The sequence below is a fragment of the Bacillus cereus group sp. BfR-BA-01355 genome, assembly GCF_022663675.1.
Taxonomy (GTDB): Bacteria; Bacillota; Bacilli; order Bacillales; family Bacillaceae_G; genus Bacillus_A; species Bacillus_A thuringiensis_S.
The window spans coordinates 1-16,267 of record NZ_JAKUFY010000069.1; the positions used below are offsets into that span (position 1 = coordinate 1).

Sequence of the window (16,267 nt, forward strand, 5' to 3'; positions counted from 1 at the left end):
GATGTCTTCATGTAATAATGTAGCGTAATCTTTCTCAGCGAACCAACGAGATTCCCAGTCACGGATAACACCGACACGAAGACCAATTGGATTAACCTTTTGACCCATCGATTATCCCTCCTTCTTTTCTGATACCACAACTGTGATGTGGCTTGTGCGTTTGTTAATTTGGCTTGCACGACCCATTGCACGTGGACGGAAACGTTTCAACGTTGGACCTTCGTCAACGAAGACTTTTTCAACAACTAGGTTGTTAATATCCATCTCATAATTGTGCTCTGCATTTGCGATTGCAGATTTTAAAACTTTTTCTACAACTGGAGAAGCAGTTTTTGGTGTGTGGTTAAGGATAGCAATCGCTTCACCCACTTGCTTACCTCGGATTAAGTCTACTACTAAACGAACTTTACGAGGAGCAATACGAACTGTTCTCGCTACTGCTTTAGCTTGCATTGAAGTGCCTCCTCTCATTATCTTCTAGTTTTCTTATCGTCAGCAAGGTGACCTTTATACGTACGAGTTGGTGCGAATTCACCTAACTTATGGCCAACCATATCCTCAGTGATGTACACAGGTACGTGTTTACGACCATCATATACAGCGATTGTGTGTCCGATGAACTGAGGGAAGATTGTTGAACGGCGAGACCAAGTTTTAACAACTTGTTTTTGCTCAGATGCAACTAATTTTTCCATTTTGCTCATTAAGTGATCATCGACAAATGGTCCTTTTTTTAAGCTACGAGCCATTTTGGTGCCTCCCTTCGTGATTGGCGTACGGTTCTAGAAATGAACCGTACTACAATCCCATTATTTTTTACGACGACGAACGATAAATTTGTCAGACGCTTTGTTTTTCTTACGAGTCTTGAATCCAAGAGTTGGTTTACCCCATGGAGACATTGGAGACTTACGTCCGATTGGAGAACGACCTTCACCACCACCGTGTGGGTGATCAACCGGGTTCATTACAGAACCACGAACTGTTGGGCGTTTACCTAACCAGCGAGAGCGACCTGCTTTACCGATTTTGATAAGTTCATGTTGTTCGTTACCTACTTGACCGATTGAAGCGCGACAAGCAGATAATACAAGACGTACTTCACCAGAAGTTAAACGTACAAGTACGTATTTACCTTCTTTACCAAGTACTTGAGCAGATGTACCAGCAGAACGAACTAATTGTCCGCCACGACCAGGCTTAAGCTCGATGTTATGAACAACAGTACCTACTGGAATGTTGATTAATGGTAATGCGTTACCGATTTTGATGTCAGCTTCTGGGCCAGACATAACTTCCATACCTACTTCTAATGATTTAGGAGCAAGAATGTAACGTTTTTCACCGTCAACGTAGTTAATTAATGCGATATTCGCAGAGCGGTTTGGATCGTATTCGATCGTAGCAACGCGTCCTGGAATTCCATCTTTGTTACGCTTAAAGTCGATGATACGGTATTGACGCTTATGTCCGCCACCTTGATGACGTACAGTAATTTTACCTTGGTTATTACGACCAGCCTTCTTGCTTAAAGGAGCAAGTAAAGACTTTTCGGGTCTGTCAGTCGTGATTTCAGCGAAATCATTCGTAGTCATATTACGACGACCGTTAGTAGTTGGATTATACTTTTTAATTCCCATCTCAATTTCCCTCCTTCTTTAGTAAGAATTAAACGCCTTGGAAGATTTCGATTTCTTTGCTGTCAGCAGTTAGCTTAACGATTGCTTTACGACGACGGCTAGTAAAACCAGCGTGACGACCAACGCGTTTTGCTTTCGGCTTGTAGTTCATGATGTTCACTTTTTCTACTTTAACACCAAAGATCGCTTCAAGAGCATCTTTAACTTCTGTTTTATTAGATTTAACGTCCACATCGAACGTGTATTTTTTTTCAGCCATCATTTCCATAGAACGTTCAGTGATAACTGGGCGCTTAATGATATCACGAGGATCTCTCATTATGCAAGCACCTCCTCTACTTTTTCCACTGCCGCTTTTGTCATGATTAGCTTATCATGATGAAGCACGTCTAAAACGTTTACGCCATCAGCAGTGATTACTGTTACTCCAGGGATATTGCGAGCAGATAACTCTACAGATTCGTTTGCATCAGCAGTTACGATAAGAGCTTTCTTCTCAACAGTTAATCCTTTAAGTACTGCTAGCATGTCTTTTGTTTTTGGTGCATTTAATACTAGGTCTTCAAGAACTACAATGTTGTTCTCAACTACTTTAGTAGCTAATGCAGATTTAATTGCTAAACGACGAACCTTCTTAGGAAGTTTGTACGCATAGCTTCTTGGTGTAGGTCCGAATACCGTACCACCACCACGCCATTGAGGAGAACGGATAGACCCTTGACGAGCACGTCCAGTTCCTTTTTGACGCCATGGTTTACGACCACCACCGCGAACTTCAGAACGAGTTTTTACTTTGTGTGTACCTTGACGTAAAGATGCACGTTGCATCATTACAGCTTCGAAAAGTACAGCTTCATTTGGTTCGATACCGAAAATAGCTTCAGCTAATTCGATTTCACCAACCTGTGAACCAGTTTGGTTATATACAGTAACTTTTGGCATTGGAATTCCTCCTTCCTATTGTGAATTATTTGCTAACCTTCACAGCGCCTTGAACAACTACAAGAGATTTCTTAGCACCTGGAACGTTACCTTTTACTAGTAATAAGTTGCGCTCAGTGTCAACTTGAACGATTTCTAAGTTTTGGATAGTAACTTGGTCTCCACCCATACGTCCAGCAAGTTTTTTGCCTTTGAATACACGGTTCGGAGCAACTGGGCCCATTGAACCTGGACGACGGTGATAGCGAGAACCATGAGACATAGGTCCGCGAGATTGTCCGTGGCGTTTGATAACACCTTGGAAACCTTTACCTTTAGAAATTCCTGTTACGTCAACGATTTCACCTGCAGCGAAAACTTCAACTTTTACCTCTTGACCAACCTCTAATCCGTCCACGTCTGCATCGCGGATTTCGCGAATGAAGCGCTTAGGAGTTGTAGATGCTTTAGCAGTGTGGCCTTGTTCAGGTTTGTTAGTTAACTTTTCACGTTTATCTTCAAATCCTAACTGGATTGCATTGTAGCCATCAGTTTCAGTTGTTTTCTTTTGAAGAACAACGTTTGGATTAGCAGCGATAACTGTTACTGGGATTAACTCACCGTTCTCAGCAAATACTTGAGTCATACCGATCTTTCTTCCTAAGATTCCTTTGGTCATGAGTTACACCTCCTACATTTTTAAGTTATATAATTTATAGTTTAATTTCGATATCTACACCAGACGGTAAGTCTAAACGCATTAATGAATCTACTGTTTGTGGAGTAGGACTCACGATATCGATTAAACGTTTGTGTGTGCGCATTTCGAATTGCTCACGAGAATCTTTGTACTTATGAACAGCACGAAGAATTGTGTAAATAGTCTTCTCAGTTGGTAATGGGATCGGACCAGAAACTGTTGCCCCAGAACGCTTAGCTGTTTCTACAATTTTCTCAGCTGATTGATCAAGAATACGGTGATCATAAGCTTTTAAACGGATACGAATTTTTTCTTTTGCCATTATTTTCCCTCCTTCGTTCGCCTATTTCTAAAATAGACCTTCTCCATGGAAATTTCCCCACACCATGCCATGGCAAAGCGGCCGGGTGTGTCAGCAACCTTCCACTTCATCGCAGTCAAAGACCAACATTGTCTATTATACAATGTTATTAGTCTAGATGCAAGCATCTTTTTGTTTGCATCTGCTTTTCTCTACTTTTGCTATTATACATGGCACTTTAAAGAATTTCAAGTTTTCATCTACTAGAATTCATTTTACAGTTTTTGGGTTTCGTTTTAATGTTTTTATATACTATAGAAGAAACTCGTCAAAACATAAAGATATCATCCAATTCATTATATAAACACAAACAAAACCCCCCAAGGGGAAATCCCTTGGGGGGTTTTTATATCAGTTAAGATTACTCAACGATAGTAGCAACTACACCGTAACCTACTGTACGTCCACCTTCACGAATAGAGAATTTAGTTCCCTCTTCGATAGCGATTGGAGCGATAAGTTCGATAGTCATTTCGATGTTGTCACCAGGCATTACCATTTCAGTACCTTCTGGTAATTGGATGATACCAGTTACGTCAGTTGTACGGAAGTAGAACTGAGGACGGTAGTTAGCGAAGAATGGAGTGTGACGTCCACCTTCTTCTTTAGATAATACGAAAACTTCAGCTTTGAATTTAGCGTGTGCTTTTACAGAGCCAGTTTTAGCAAGAACTTGTCCACGTTGGATGTCTTCACGAGCAACCCCACGAAGAAGAGCACCGATGTTGTCTCCAGCTTGAGCTTGGTCAAGAAGTTTACGGAACATTTCTACACCAGTTACAGTTGTAGAAGCATTCTCTTCAGCAAGACCGATGATTTCTACTACGTCACCAACTTTAACGATTCCGCGCTCTACACGACCAGTTGCAACTGTACCACGACCTGTGATAGAGAATACATCCTCGATAGGCATTAAGAATGGTTTGTCAGTTTCACGTTCTGGAGTTGGGATGTAAGCATCAACTTCAGTCATTAATTCAATGATTTTTGCTTCCCAATCAGCTTCTCCTTGAAGAGCTTTAAGAGCAGAACCTTTGATTACAGGAATGTCGTCGCCTGGGAATCCGTATTCAGATAATAGGTCACGAACTTCCATTTCTACTAATTCTAATAATTCTTCGTCGTCAACCATGTCGCATTTGTTTAAGAATACAACGATGTAAGGAACACCTACTTGACGAGAAAGAAGGATGTGCTCACGTGTTTGAGGCATTGGGCCATCAGCAGCAGATACTACTAAGATACCGCCGTCCATTTGAGCAGCACCAGTGATCATGTTTTTAACATAGTCAGCGTGACCTGGGCAGTCAACGTGTGCATAGTGACGAGTTTCAGTTTCGTACTCAACGTGTGCAGTTGAGATTGTGATTCCGCGCTCTCTTTCTTCTGGAGCAGCGTCGATTTGATCGTATCCGCGTGCTTCAGCACCACCAGCTTTTGCAAGAACTGTAGTGATCGCAGCAGTTAATGTAGTTTTACCATGGTCAACGTGGCCGATTGTACCGATGTTAACATGGGGTTTAGAACGTTCGAATTTAGCTTTAGCCATTCTAAATTCCTCCTTAGTTTATATAGGTTATTTTATATTTAGACTAGAAAGCGAAACTTACGTCCCACTTTCTAAGCTTACATAAGTAGTTATACTCGAACAATTGATAAAAATCAATTATTCGCCTTTATTTTTTTTAATAATTTCTTCTGAAACAGACTTCGGTACTTCTTCATAATGATCAAATGTCATTGAGAATGTTCCGCGTCCTTGAGTGTTAGAACGTAATGCTGTCGCATAACCGAACATTTCAGAAAGCGGAACCATAGCGCGAACAACTTGTGCGTTACCGCGAGCTTCCATACCTTCTACACGTCCACGACGAGATGTTACGTCACCCATGATGTCTCCCATGTATTCTTCAGGGATTACAACTTCAACTTTCATCATTGGCTCAAGAATTACTGGGTTACATTTAGAAACCGCAGCTTTAAGTGCCATAGATGCAGCGATTTTGAACGCCATCTCAGATGAATCGACATCATGGTAAGAACCGTCAACTAATGCTGCTTTAATGTCAACTAGTGGGTAACCAGCTAGTACACCATTTTTAAGTGAGTCTTCAAGACCCGCTCCAACAGCTGGGATATATTCACGTGGAACTACACCGCCGACGATTTTGTTTTCGAATTCAAATCCTTTACCTTCTTCGTTAGGTGCAAACTCAATCCAAACGTGACCGAATTGTCCACGTCCACCAGATTGACGAGCAAACTTACCTTCAACTTTCGCAGCAGCGCGGAAAGTTTCACGGTATGCTACCTGAGGAGCACCAACGTTTGCTTCGACTTTGAATTCACGGCGCATACGGTCAACGATGATATCAAGGTGAAGTTCACCCATACCAGCGATGATAGTTTGGCCAGTTTCTTGGTCAGTGTGAGCACGGAATGTTGGATCTTCTTCAGAAAGCTTAGATAATGCTGTACCCATTTTATCTTGGTCAGCTTTAGATTTTGGTTCGATAGCTACAGAGATAACTGGCTCTGGGAATTCCATAGACTCAAGGATAACAAGACTCTTCTCGTCACAAAGAGTATCACCAGTAGTAGTATCTTTTAAACCTACAGCAGCAGCGATATCACCAGCGTAAACTGTTGAAATCTCTTCACGGCTGTTAGCGTGCATTTGTAGGATACGTCCTACACGCTCACGCTTACCTTTAGTTGAGTTTTTCACGTATGATCCAGAGTTTAACACACCAGAGTACACACGGAAGAACGTTAACTTACCAACATAAGGGTCAGTCATGATTTTGAATGCTAGAGCTGCGAATGGTTCTTCATCGCTAGACTTACGTTCTACTTCTTCATCTGTATCCGGAAGAGTACCTTTAATAGCAGGTACATCTAATGGAGATGGTAGGTAGTCGATAACTGCGTCTAACAGGATTTGAACACCTTTGTTTTTGAATGCAGAACCACAGATTACTGGGAAGAATTCTACAGAAGTTGTAGCCTTACGGATACCAGCTTTAAGCTCTTCTACAGTGATTTCTTCACCTTCTAGGTACTTCATCATCATTTCTTCATCAAGCTCAGCTACCGCTTCAATAAGCTTTCCACGGTATTCTTCAGCTAGTTCTTTGTGCTCTTCAGGAATTTCGACACGCTCGATGTCTGTTCCTAAATCGTTACCGTACATGTAAGCACACTCTTCAACAAGATCAATGATACCATTGAACTCATCTTCAGCACCGATTGGTAACTGAATTGGATGTGCGTTTGCTTGTAAACGATCGTGGATTGTTCCTACAGAGTATAAGAAATCTGCACCGATCTTATCCATTTTGTTAACGAATACGATACGAGGTACACCGTAAGTAGTAGCCTGACGCCAAACAGTTTCTGTTTGTGGTTCTACACCAGATTGTGCATCAAGTACTGCTACCGCACCATCAAGTACGCGTAAAGAACGTTCTACTTCTACTGTGAAGTCTACGTGTCCTGGAGTATCAATGATGTTTACACGGTGACCTTTCCATTGAGCTGTAGTTGCAGCAGAAGTAATTGTGATACCACGCTCTTGCTCTTGCTCCATCCAGTCCATCTGAGATGCACCTTCATGAGTTTCACCGATTTTATGAATACGTCCTGTGTAATACAGAATACGCTCAGTTGCTGTTGTTTTACCAGCATCGATGTGAGCCATGATACCAATATTACGAGTGTTTTCTAAAGAGAACTCTCTTGTCATTTGGTGTCTTGCTCCTTCCATATATGGATTGGATTTTTTATTTTAAGTAGCAAAAAAGCCACTTTATATTGTTACATATGCCAGTGTCCAGTACCCTCATTATGTAAAACGAGCGCCCAACGAAAGGGAGAGGCATTCTCCCTCTCCACACTTCCATAAGCGACAAATAAAGCGGTTTATGCTTACATTTATTTTACGTTGAATCCTACCAACGGTAATGAGCAAATGCTTTGTTAGCTTCTGCCATTTTATGAGTGTCTTCACGTTTCTTAACAGATGCACCAGCGTTGTTAGCTGCATCTAAGATTTCGTAAGCTAGACGCTCTTCCATAGTTTTTTCACCACGAAGACGAGCATAGTTTACTAACCAGCGAAGACCTAAAGTTGTACGGCGTTCTGGACGAACCTCAACTGGAACTTGGTAGTTAGCACCACCAACACGACGAGCGCGTACTTCAAGAACAGGCATGATGTTCTTAAGAGCTTGCTCGAATACTTCCATTGGTTCTTTATCTGAACGTTCACGAACGATATCGAAAGCGTTATAAAGAATTGTTTGAGATTTACCTTTTTTACCGTCAACCATCATTTTGTTGATAAGGCGTGTTACTAGCTTAGAATTGTACATTGGATCTGGTAACACGTCACGTTTCGCAACAGGTCCTTTACGAGGCATATTGAGTTCCTCCTTTCATTATAAGTTTATTATTTTTTAGCAGGTTTTGGTCGCTTAGTACCATATTTAGAACGTCCTTGCATACGTTTGTCAACACCAGCTGTATCAAGCGCTCCACGAACGATGTGGTAACGTACCCCTGGTAAATCCTTTACTCGACCACCGCGAATTAATACTACGCTATGCTCTTGTAAGTTATGACCGATACCTGGGATGTAAGCTGTAACTTCAATCCCGTTTGTTAAACGTACACGAGCGTATTTACGTAACGCTGAGTTAGGTTTCTTTGGAGTCATTGTACCAACACGAGTACATACACCACGTTTTTGAGGTGCAGAGATATCAGTTGATTTTTTCTTTAAAGAGTTAAAACCTTTGTTTAACGCAGGTGATTTAGATTTCCATACTTTATCAGTACGACCATTTCTCACTAATTGGTTAATAGTAGGCATTTGATTATCCTCCCTTCGCATGTTTGTATGACCACATATCCAGGTGGTTCATTATTAGTTGAAAACAAAGTTTTTGCAAGGAAGAGCAAATGCTCTCTCCTCACAAAAACAGTTTTAACTTATTATTCCTATTGCTGAAGCTCCCACTTGAATCCCCGAAACTTTTCCAAGCTTACGAACTGATTCAACTTTTGTTATGGGTATGTTATGTTGCAAAGCAGTGCGAATGATAACATGGGTTAACCGCACATCAGCATCTTCTGCAATAACAACTTCTTTAACTATACCATTTTTGATTGCTTCCAATGTTCGTTTATGACCAACGACTACATTTTCAGCATTTGACACTTTTTGATAAGACATATAAATATCCTCCAAAGCATCGTTCAGGAGCAACCTTGATTATAGTAACATTTTGACTCATACAATGTCAACTAGGATTAGCTGTTTTTATACAAAATTTACGACGGAAAATTTTACTGTTCCACATAAACTTCATCGTTTTCTACATTCATGTTATCTTGTGTTGTTTTTACAAGATCCACTTTACGATAACGATTCATACCTGTTCCAGCAGGAACAAGCTTACCGATAATAACATTCTCTTTCAATCCTAGAAGCTCATCGCGTTTACCTTTAATTGCTGCATCCGTTAAAACACGAGTTGTTTCTTGGAACGAAGCTGCAGATAAGAACGAATCTGTTTCAAGTGAAGCTTTTGTAATACCAAGTAGAACAGGTCTAGCTGTCGCTGGTTGTTTACCTTTCAGTAACACCTTCGCATTCGCATCAGTAAACTGATGGATATCTAGTAATGTTCCTGGTAATACATCTGTTTCACCTGCATCACTTACACGAACTTTACGTAGCATTTGGCGTACCATTACTTCTACGTGTTTGTCACCAATTTCTACCCCTTGCATACGGTATACTTTTTGAACTTCACGTAATAAGTATTCTTGCACTGCTGTAATGTCCGTTACTTTTAGTAATTCTTTCGGATCAATAGAACCTTCTGTTAACTCTTTACCGTGGCTAATTGGCTGTCCTGGAGTTACTTTCAGACGAGCACCGTAAGGAATAGCATACGTACGAGCTTCAACTTCACCCTGTACAACTACTTCTTGGCGATCTTTAACATCGTTGATCGCTGCGATAACACCGTCGATTTCACTGATAACTGCCTGACCTTTCGGATTACGAGCTTCGAAGATCTCTTGGATACGAGGTAAACCTTGAGTGATATCATCTCCGGCAACCCCACCTGTATGGAATGTACGCATCGTTAACTGTGTACCTGGCTCACCGATAGATTGAGCTGCGATAATACCTACCGCTTCTCCTACTTCTACGTCTGTACCAGTTGCTAAGTTACGACCGTAACACTTCTTACATACACCGTGGCGAGTGTTACACGTGAACGCTGAACGAATGTTTACAGTTTCAACACCCGAATTTTCAACGATATGAGCGATATCTTCAGTAATTAATTGGTTTTCACTAACTAATACTTCACCTGTTTCAGGATGTTTTACAGTTTTTCTTGCAAAACGTCCAACAAGACGATCATATAATGACTCAATTACTTCATTACCCTCTTTAATCGCACCAATTAATAGACCACGATCTGTTCCACAATCATCTTCACGGACAATTACATCTTGTGCAACGTCTACAAGACGACGCGTTAAGTAACCAGAATCGGCAGTTTTAAGTGCTGTATCGGCAAGACCTTTACGCGCACCATGCGTAGAGATGAAGTACTCAAGTACTGTTAAACCTTCACGGAAACTTGATTTAATTGGAAGTTCGATAATACGACCAGATGGATTGGCCATCAGACCACGCATACCAGCAAGCTGAGTAAAGTTCGATGCGTTACCACGGGCACCGGAATCACTCATCATGAAGATTGGGTTGCGTTTATTCAAGGATTTCATCAGTTTTCCTTGGATAACATCTTTTGCATTACTCCAAATAGAGATAACGCGATCGTAACGTTCTTCTTCCGTGATTAAACCGCGACGGAATTGTTTAATTACATTATCTACTTTTGCTTGTGCTTCATGGAGAATTTCATCTTTTTCACCTAATACAAGAATGTCAGATACCCCAACTGTAATACCAGCCTTTGTAGAGTACTTAAATCCTAAGTTTTTCATACGGTCAAGCATGCGAGATGTTTCCGTAATTTGGAAACGTTTGAATACTTCCGCAATGATGTTACCAAGGATCTTCTTGCTAAATGGTGCCACTTCTTCGCGACTAGCAATAATTTCTTTAATGTTCGCACCTTTTTCAACGAAATATTCCGCTGGTGTTTCTTTTTCAAGGTTTGAGTTTGTCGGTTCATTAATATAAGGGAACGACTCTGGTAAGATTTCGTTAAATATTAATTTACCAACTGTTGTTAATAGAAGCTTACCCTTTTGCTCTTCAGTAAACGTTACGTTATTTACTGAACTTGCAGCAACTGCAACACGTGTGTGCAGATGTACATATCCATTTTGGTATGCAAGTATTGCTTCGTTTGCATCTTTGAAGACCATACCTTCACCGATTGCGCCTTCACGCTCAAGTGTTAAGTAGTAGTTACCTAATACCATATCCTGAGATGGAGTAACAACTGGTTTTCCGTCTTTTGGATTCAAGATGTTTTGTGCCGCTAACATAAGAATACGAGCTTCTGCTTGTGCCTCTGATGATAACGGAACGTGAACCGCCATTTGGTCACCGTCAAAGTCCGCGTTGTATGCAGTACATACAAGTGGATGAAGACGAATCGCGCGACCTTCTACTAATGTAGGTTCAAACGCCTGGATACCAAGACGGTGAAGTGTTGGTGCGCGGTTTAGAAGTACTGGATGCTCTTTAATCACAGATTCTAAAACGTCCCAAACTTCAGGGTGTACACGCTCAATTTTACGTTTCGCACTCTTAATATTGTGTGCTAAGCCTTTTCCAACTAACTCTTTCATAACGAAAGGTTTGAACAGTTCAAGCGCCATTTCTTTCGGTAATCCACACTGGTACATCTTTAAGTTCGGTCCTACAACGATTACAGAACGGCCAGAGTAGTCAACACGTTTACCTAATAAGTTTTGACGGAAACGTCCTTGTTTACCTTTAAGCATGTGAGATAGTGATTTTAATGGGCGGTTACCTGGTCCAGTAACCGGACGGCCACGACGACCATTATCGATTAATGCGTCTACAGCTTCTTGTAACATACGTTTTTCGTTTTGAACGATGATGCTTGGAGCACCTAGGTCCAATAGACGTTTTAAACGGTTGTTACGGTTAATTACACGACGATATAAGTCGTTTAAGTCAGAAGTAGCAAAACGTCCACCATCTAACTGTACCATTGGGCGTAGTTCTGGTGGTATTACTGGTAGAACATCTAAGATCATCCAAGATGGTTCATTTCCAGAGTTACGGAATGCTTCTAATACTTCTAGACGTTTAATAGCACGAGTACGGCGTTGTCCTTGTGCTGTTTTTAATTCTTCTTTTAAGAAGTCTACTTCTTTATCTAAATCGATGTCTTGTAGTAGCTTTTTAATCGCTTCTGCACCCATAGCAGCTTGGAATGTGCTACCATATCGATCACGATATGCACGGTATTCTTTTTCAGAAAGTAATTGCTTCTTATCAAGTGGTGTATCTCCACTTTCTGTTACAACATAAGAAGCGAAATAAATTACTTCTTCAAGCGCGCGAGGGGACATGTCTAAGACAAGTCCCATGCGGCTCGGGATACCTTTGAAATACCAAATATGAGATACAGGAGCAGCTAATTCAATATGACCCATACGTTCACGACGTACTTTTGCACGCGTTACTTCAACGCCACATCGATCACAAACTACACCTTTATAACGTACACGTTTGTATTTTCCGCAATGACATTCCCAGTCCTTTTGTGGTCCGAAAATACGCTCACAGAACAAGCCATCTTTTTCAGGCTTTAACGTACGATAGTTAATAGTTTCTGGTTTCTTAACTTCACCGTATGACCAAGAACGAATCTTGTCAGGTGAAGCAAGTCCAATCTTCATATATTCAAAGTTATTTACATCTATCAAGGGGCCTACCTCCCTTTTAGTCTACAGGTTATCCCAATTATTCCTTAGTTGTCTCAACTTCGACATTCAATTTATCTGCTGATTGATGATCATCATCATCTTCTGTATCACGCATTTCAATTTCTGTATCGTCGCTAGACATCATTTTAACGTCCATACCTAAACTTTGCAGCTCTTTAATCAATACTTTGAATGATTCAGGAACGCCTGGTTCTGGAACATTTTCGCCTTTAACAATTGCTTCATAAGTCTTAACACGTCCAACAACATCATCAGACTTCACTGTTAAGATTTCTTGAAGAGTATAAGCAGCACCGTAAGCTTCAAGTGCCCAAACCTCCATCTCACCGAAACGCTGTCCACCGAACTGAGCTTTACCTCCAAGAGGTTGCTGCGTTACAAGTGAATATGGTCCAGTAGAACGAGCATGAAGTTTATCGTCAACCATGTGCGCAAGTTTGATCATATACATGACACCAACAGATACGCGGTTATCGAATGGTTCACCAGTACGTCCGTCATACAGGATTGTTTTCGCGTCATTTGCCATACCAGCTTCTTCAATTGTGCCCCAAACATCTTCCTCACGAGCACCATCGAATACTGGTGTTGCAATGTGAATGCCCAGGTATCTTGCTGCCATACCAAGATGAAGCTCTAATACCTGACCGATATTCATACGAGATGGTACCCCTAATGGGTTTAACATGATATCGATTGGCGTACCGTCTGGTAAGTAAGGCATATCTTCTTCTGGTAAAATACGAGAAATAACACCTTTGTTACCGTGACGTCCGGCCATCTTGTCACCTTCAGAAATTTTACGTTTTTGAACGATATATGCACGTACAAGTTGATTCACACCTGGTGGCAATTCATCGCCATCTTCACGGTTGAATACTTTTACGTCTAAGATAATACCGCCACCACCGTGTGGTACACGTAGTGATGTATCACGTACTTCACGCGCTTTTTCTCCAAAGATAGCATGTAATAGACGTTCTTCAGCTGTTAATTCTGTTACACCTTTAGGTGTTACTTTACCAACAAGTAAATCTCCATCTTTTACTTCAGCACCAACGCGAATGATACCGCGCTCGTCAAGGTTACGTAATGCGTCTTCCCCAACGTTTGGAATGTCACGTGTAATTTCTTCTGGTCCAAGCTTCGTATCACGAGCTTCTGATTCATATTCTTCAATATGAATAGAAGTGTACACATCATCTTTTACAAGGCGCTCACTCATGATAATCGCATCCTCGTAGTTATAACCGTCCCAAGTCATGAAGCCAACAAGCACGTTACGTCCAAGTGCTAGTTCACCTAATTCCATAGAAGGACCATCCGCAAGGATTTCACCTTTTACAACTTCATTTCCAACACTTACGATTGGACGTTGGTTGTAACAAGTTCCTTGGTTAGAACGAATGAATTTTTGCATTTTGTAGCGATCTAAGTCGCCTTTTACTGTTTGACCGTCAACTTCTACATAGCGACGTACCCAAACTTCACGTGCTTCTACGCGCTCAACAACACCAGGATGTTTACAGATTACTGCAGCACCCGAGTCTTTTGCTGATACGTACTCCATACCTGTACCTACAATCGGAGATTCCGGATTCATTAACGGAACCGCCTGACGTTGCATGTTCGCTCCCATAAGTGCGCGGTTAGAGTCATCGTTTTCTAAGAACGGAATACAAGCTGTCGCTGCCGACACTACTTGTTTTGGAGATACATCCATGTAGTCGATGCGTTCTCTATTTGTGACAATATTTTCGCCACGGAAACGAGCTACGATATCTTCACTTAGGAATTCACCTTCATCAGATAATTTCATATTCGCTTGGGCTACAACATAGTTATCTTCTTCATCTGCTGTTAAATAATCAACATGCCCTGTTACAAGACCAGTTTCTGGGTCAACACGACGGTATGGTGTTTCAATGAAACCAAACTCATTTACTTTCGCGAACGAAGATAATGAGTTAATCAAACCAATGTTTGGTCCCTCTGGTGTTTCAATCGGACACATACGACCATAGTGGGAGTAATGAACGTCACGTACTTCAAAGCCTGCGCGCTCACGCGTTAAACCACCAGGTCCTAATGCAGATAGTCTTCGTTTGTGAGTTAACTCTGCTAATGGATTTGTTTGGTCCATGAACTGAGATAACTGAGAACTTCCGAAGAACTCTTTAATAGATGCAATAACAGGACGAATATTAATTAGTGCCTGTGGTGTAATTGCATTTGTATCTTGGATCGACATTCTCTCACGAACAACACGTTCCATACGAGAAAGGCCGATACGGAATTGGTTTTGTAATAGTTCTCCAACAGAACGCAGACGACGGTTTCCTAAATGGTCAATATCATCTGTATCTCCTACTTTGTATAGTAGGTTGAAGAAGTAACTGATAGAAGCAAGGATATCACCTGGTGTGATGTGTTTCACATCACGAGTAATGTTTGCATTACCAATTACATTAATTACGCGTTCGCCTTCCGACTCAGGAGCATAAATCTTAATAGATTGCAGCTCAACATCGCCTTCTACCACTCCACCCATTGGTTTCGCTGTTTTGAATCCAATGTTTTTCTCTAAGTAAGGTAAAATGCGATCAAGTGTACGACGATCTAAGATTGTTCCTTCTGCCGCTAAAATTTCACCAGTTTCTGGATCCACTAATGTTTCAGCTAAACGTTGATTAAACAATCTGTTTTTAATGTGTAACTTCTTGTTGATCTTATAGCGACCTACATTTGCTAAATCGTAGCGCTTTGGATCGAAGAAACGAGACACAAGTAAGCTCTTAGCATTTTCTACTGTTGGTGGTTCACCAGGACGTAGACGCTCATAAATTTCAAGCAATGCTTTTTCTGTGCTATCTGTGTTGTCTTTTTCTAATGTGTTGCTTAAGTATTCGTTATCACCTAAAAGCTCGGTGATTTCTTGATCAGAGCCAAACCCTAATGCGCGTAACAAAACAGTTACAGGAAGTTTACGCGTACGGTCAATACGCACATATACAACATCCTTAGCATCTGTCTCATACTCTAACCAAGCTCCGCGGTTTGGAATTACAGTAGCAGTAAAACCACGTTTTCCGTTTTTATCCACTTTGCCACTATAGTATACGCTTGGAGAGCGAACTAACTGGGAAACGATAACACGTTCTGCACCGTTAATTACGAATGTTCCAGTCTCTGTCATGAGTGGGAAATCTCCCATGAACACATCTTGTTCTTTTACTTCACCAGTTTCCTTGTTGATTAGACGCACTTTTACACGAAGTGGTGCTGCATACGTCACATCACGCTCTTTGCATTCGTCTACAGAGTATTTAGGTTCACCTAAGCTGTAGTCGATAAATTCAAGCGATAGATTTCCCGTAAAGTCTTCAATCGGAGAAATGTCTTGGAACATTTCTCGCAAACCCTCATCAAGAAACCACTGATAAGAAGAGGTTTGAATTTCGATAAGATTTGGTAACTCTAATACTTCACTAATACGGGCATAACTTCTTCGTTGGCGGTGGCGTCCGTATTGAACTAGTTGACCTGTCAACTGCTTCACCCCTCAAATCATGAGTATTATAAATGCACAAAAAAATTTGTGCAAAATCACAAATAAATACAACTACTGCTATTAGCGTAGTCTTTTTCTCTTAAAGATAAATA

The 16,267-nt window shown here is 41.1% G+C and carries 14 protein-coding genes and 1 pseudogene; all 15 read right to left on the reverse strand.

Annotated elements, in window-relative coordinates; translation table 11 throughout:
* Positions 1-108: pseudogene (rpsC, locus tag MR167_RS20550) on the reverse strand (30S ribosomal protein S3); the annotation flags it as partial.
* A 3-nt stretch (positions 109-111) separates the two neighbouring features.
* Positions 112-453: a 50S ribosomal protein L22 gene (gene rplV, locus MR167_RS20555; protein ID WP_001148024.1), complete on the reverse strand. Its 342-nt coding sequence runs from the start codon at positions 451-453 to the stop codon at positions 112-114.
* A gap of 17 nt (positions 454-470) precedes the next feature.
* Positions 471-749: a 30S ribosomal protein S19 gene (gene rpsS / locus MR167_RS20560; protein WP_000124454.1), complete on the reverse strand. Its 279-nt coding sequence runs from the start codon at positions 747-749 to the stop codon at positions 471-473.
* A gap of 60 nt (positions 750-809) precedes the next feature.
* Positions 810-1,640, reverse strand: coding sequence for a 50S ribosomal protein L2 (gene rplB / locus MR167_RS20565; protein WP_000511583.1), 831 nt, complete (start codon positions 1,638-1,640; stop codon positions 810-812).
* A gap of 28 nt (positions 1,641-1,668) precedes the next feature.
* Positions 1,669-1,959, reverse strand: coding sequence for a 50S ribosomal protein L23 (gene rplW, locus MR167_RS20570; protein WP_001205558.1), 291 nt, complete (start codon positions 1,957-1,959; stop codon positions 1,669-1,671).
* On the reverse strand, positions 1,959-2,582 hold the full coding sequence (rplD, locus tag MR167_RS20575) for a 50S ribosomal protein L4 (protein WP_001127258.1): 624 nt from the start codon (positions 2,580-2,582) through the stop codon (positions 1,959-1,961). Before rplD ends, rplW begins: the two co-directional genes overlap by 1 nt.
* Positions 2,583-2,607: 25 nt before the next feature.
* Positions 2,608-3,240, reverse strand: coding sequence for a 50S ribosomal protein L3 (rplC, locus tag MR167_RS20580; RefSeq protein ID WP_000160209.1), 633 nt, complete (start codon positions 3,238-3,240; stop codon positions 2,608-2,610).
* Positions 3,241-3,274: 34 nt separating this feature from the next.
* Positions 3,275-3,583 (reverse strand): 30S ribosomal protein S10, encoded by a 309-nt coding sequence (gene rpsJ / locus MR167_RS20585; RefSeq protein WP_001040595.1) that lies wholly within the window; start codon positions 3,581-3,583, stop codon positions 3,275-3,277.
* A gap of 400 nt (positions 3,584-3,983) precedes the next feature.
* Positions 3,984-5,171 (reverse strand): elongation factor Tu, encoded by a 1,188-nt coding sequence (gene tuf / locus MR167_RS20590; protein ID WP_001029617.1) that lies wholly within the window; start codon positions 5,169-5,171, stop codon positions 3,984-3,986.
* 117 nt (positions 5,172-5,288) lie between these two features.
* On the reverse strand, positions 5,289-7,367 hold the full coding sequence (gene fusA, locus MR167_RS20595) for an elongation factor G (RefSeq protein ID WP_000196384.1): 2,079 nt from the start codon (positions 7,365-7,367) through the stop codon (positions 5,289-5,291).
* 205 nt (positions 7,368-7,572) lie between these two features.
* On the reverse strand, positions 7,573-8,043 hold the full coding sequence (gene rpsG, locus MR167_RS20600; protein ID WP_001137492.1) for a 30S ribosomal protein S7: 471 nt from the start codon (positions 8,041-8,043) through the stop codon (positions 7,573-7,575).
* A 29-nt stretch (positions 8,044-8,072) separates the two neighbouring features.
* Positions 8,073-8,495, reverse strand: a complete 423-nt coding sequence (gene rpsL / locus MR167_RS20605; protein WP_001142341.1) for a 30S ribosomal protein S12 — start codon at positions 8,493-8,495, stop codon at positions 8,073-8,075.
* A 114-nt stretch (positions 8,496-8,609) separates the two neighbouring features.
* Positions 8,610-8,858, reverse strand: a complete 249-nt coding sequence (locus MR167_RS20610; protein WP_000121833.1) for a 50S ribosomal protein L7ae-like protein — start codon at positions 8,856-8,858, stop codon at positions 8,610-8,612.
* A gap of 113 nt (positions 8,859-8,971) precedes the next feature.
* The gene (gene rpoC, locus MR167_RS20615) at positions 8,972-12,583 is read right to left on the reverse strand and encodes a DNA-directed RNA polymerase subunit beta' (RefSeq protein ID WP_000567944.1); all 3,612 of its coding nucleotides are present in this window, start codon (positions 12,581-12,583) and stop codon (positions 8,972-8,974) included.
* A 37-nt stretch (positions 12,584-12,620) separates the two neighbouring features.
* Positions 12,621-16,154, reverse strand: coding sequence for a DNA-directed RNA polymerase subunit beta (rpoB, locus tag MR167_RS20620; RefSeq protein WP_000147553.1), 3,534 nt, complete (start codon positions 16,152-16,154; stop codon positions 12,621-12,623).
* Between the last annotated feature and the right edge of the window lie 113 nt (positions 16,155-16,267).

Coding starts and splice junctions, on each gene's coding strand:
- MR167_RS20610 (WP_000121833.1), bottom strand. CDS start 8,858: ATGTCTTATCAAAAAGTGTCAAATGCTGAAAATGTAGTCGTTGGTCAT.
- tuf (WP_001029617.1), bottom strand. CDS start 5,171: ATGGCTAAAGCTAAATTCGAACGTTCTAAACCCCATGTTAACATCGGT.
- rplD (WP_001127258.1), bottom strand. CDS start 2,582: ATGCCAAAAGTTACTGTATATAACCAAACTGGTTCACAGGTTGGTGAA.
- rplC (WP_000160209.1), bottom strand. CDS start 3,240: ATGACCAAAGGAATCTTAGGAAGAAAGATCGGTATGACTCAAGTATTT.
- rpsL (WP_001142341.1), bottom strand. CDS start 8,495: ATGCCTACTATTAACCAATTAGTGAGAAATGGTCGTACTGATAAAGTA.
- rpsS (WP_000124454.1), bottom strand. CDS start 749: ATGGCTCGTAGCTTAAAAAAAGGACCATTTGTCGATGATCACTTAATG.
- rpsG (WP_001137492.1), bottom strand. CDS start 8,043: ATGCCTCGTAAAGGACCTGTTGCGAAACGTGACGTGTTACCAGATCCA.
- rplB (WP_000511583.1), bottom strand. CDS start 1,640: ATGGGAATTAAAAAGTATAATCCAACTACTAACGGTCGTCGTAATATG.
- rplW (WP_001205558.1), bottom strand. CDS start 1,959: ATGAGAGATCCTCGTGATATCATTAAGCGCCCAGTTATCACTGAACGT.
- rpsJ (WP_001040595.1), bottom strand. CDS start 3,583: ATGGCAAAAGAAAAAATTCGTATCCGTTTAAAAGCTTATGATCACCGT.
- rplV (WP_001148024.1), bottom strand. CDS start 453: ATGCAAGCTAAAGCAGTAGCGAGAACAGTTCGTATTGCTCCTCGTAAA.
- fusA (WP_000196384.1), bottom strand. CDS start 7,367: ATGACAAGAGAGTTCTCTTTAGAAAACACTCGTAATATTGGTATCATG.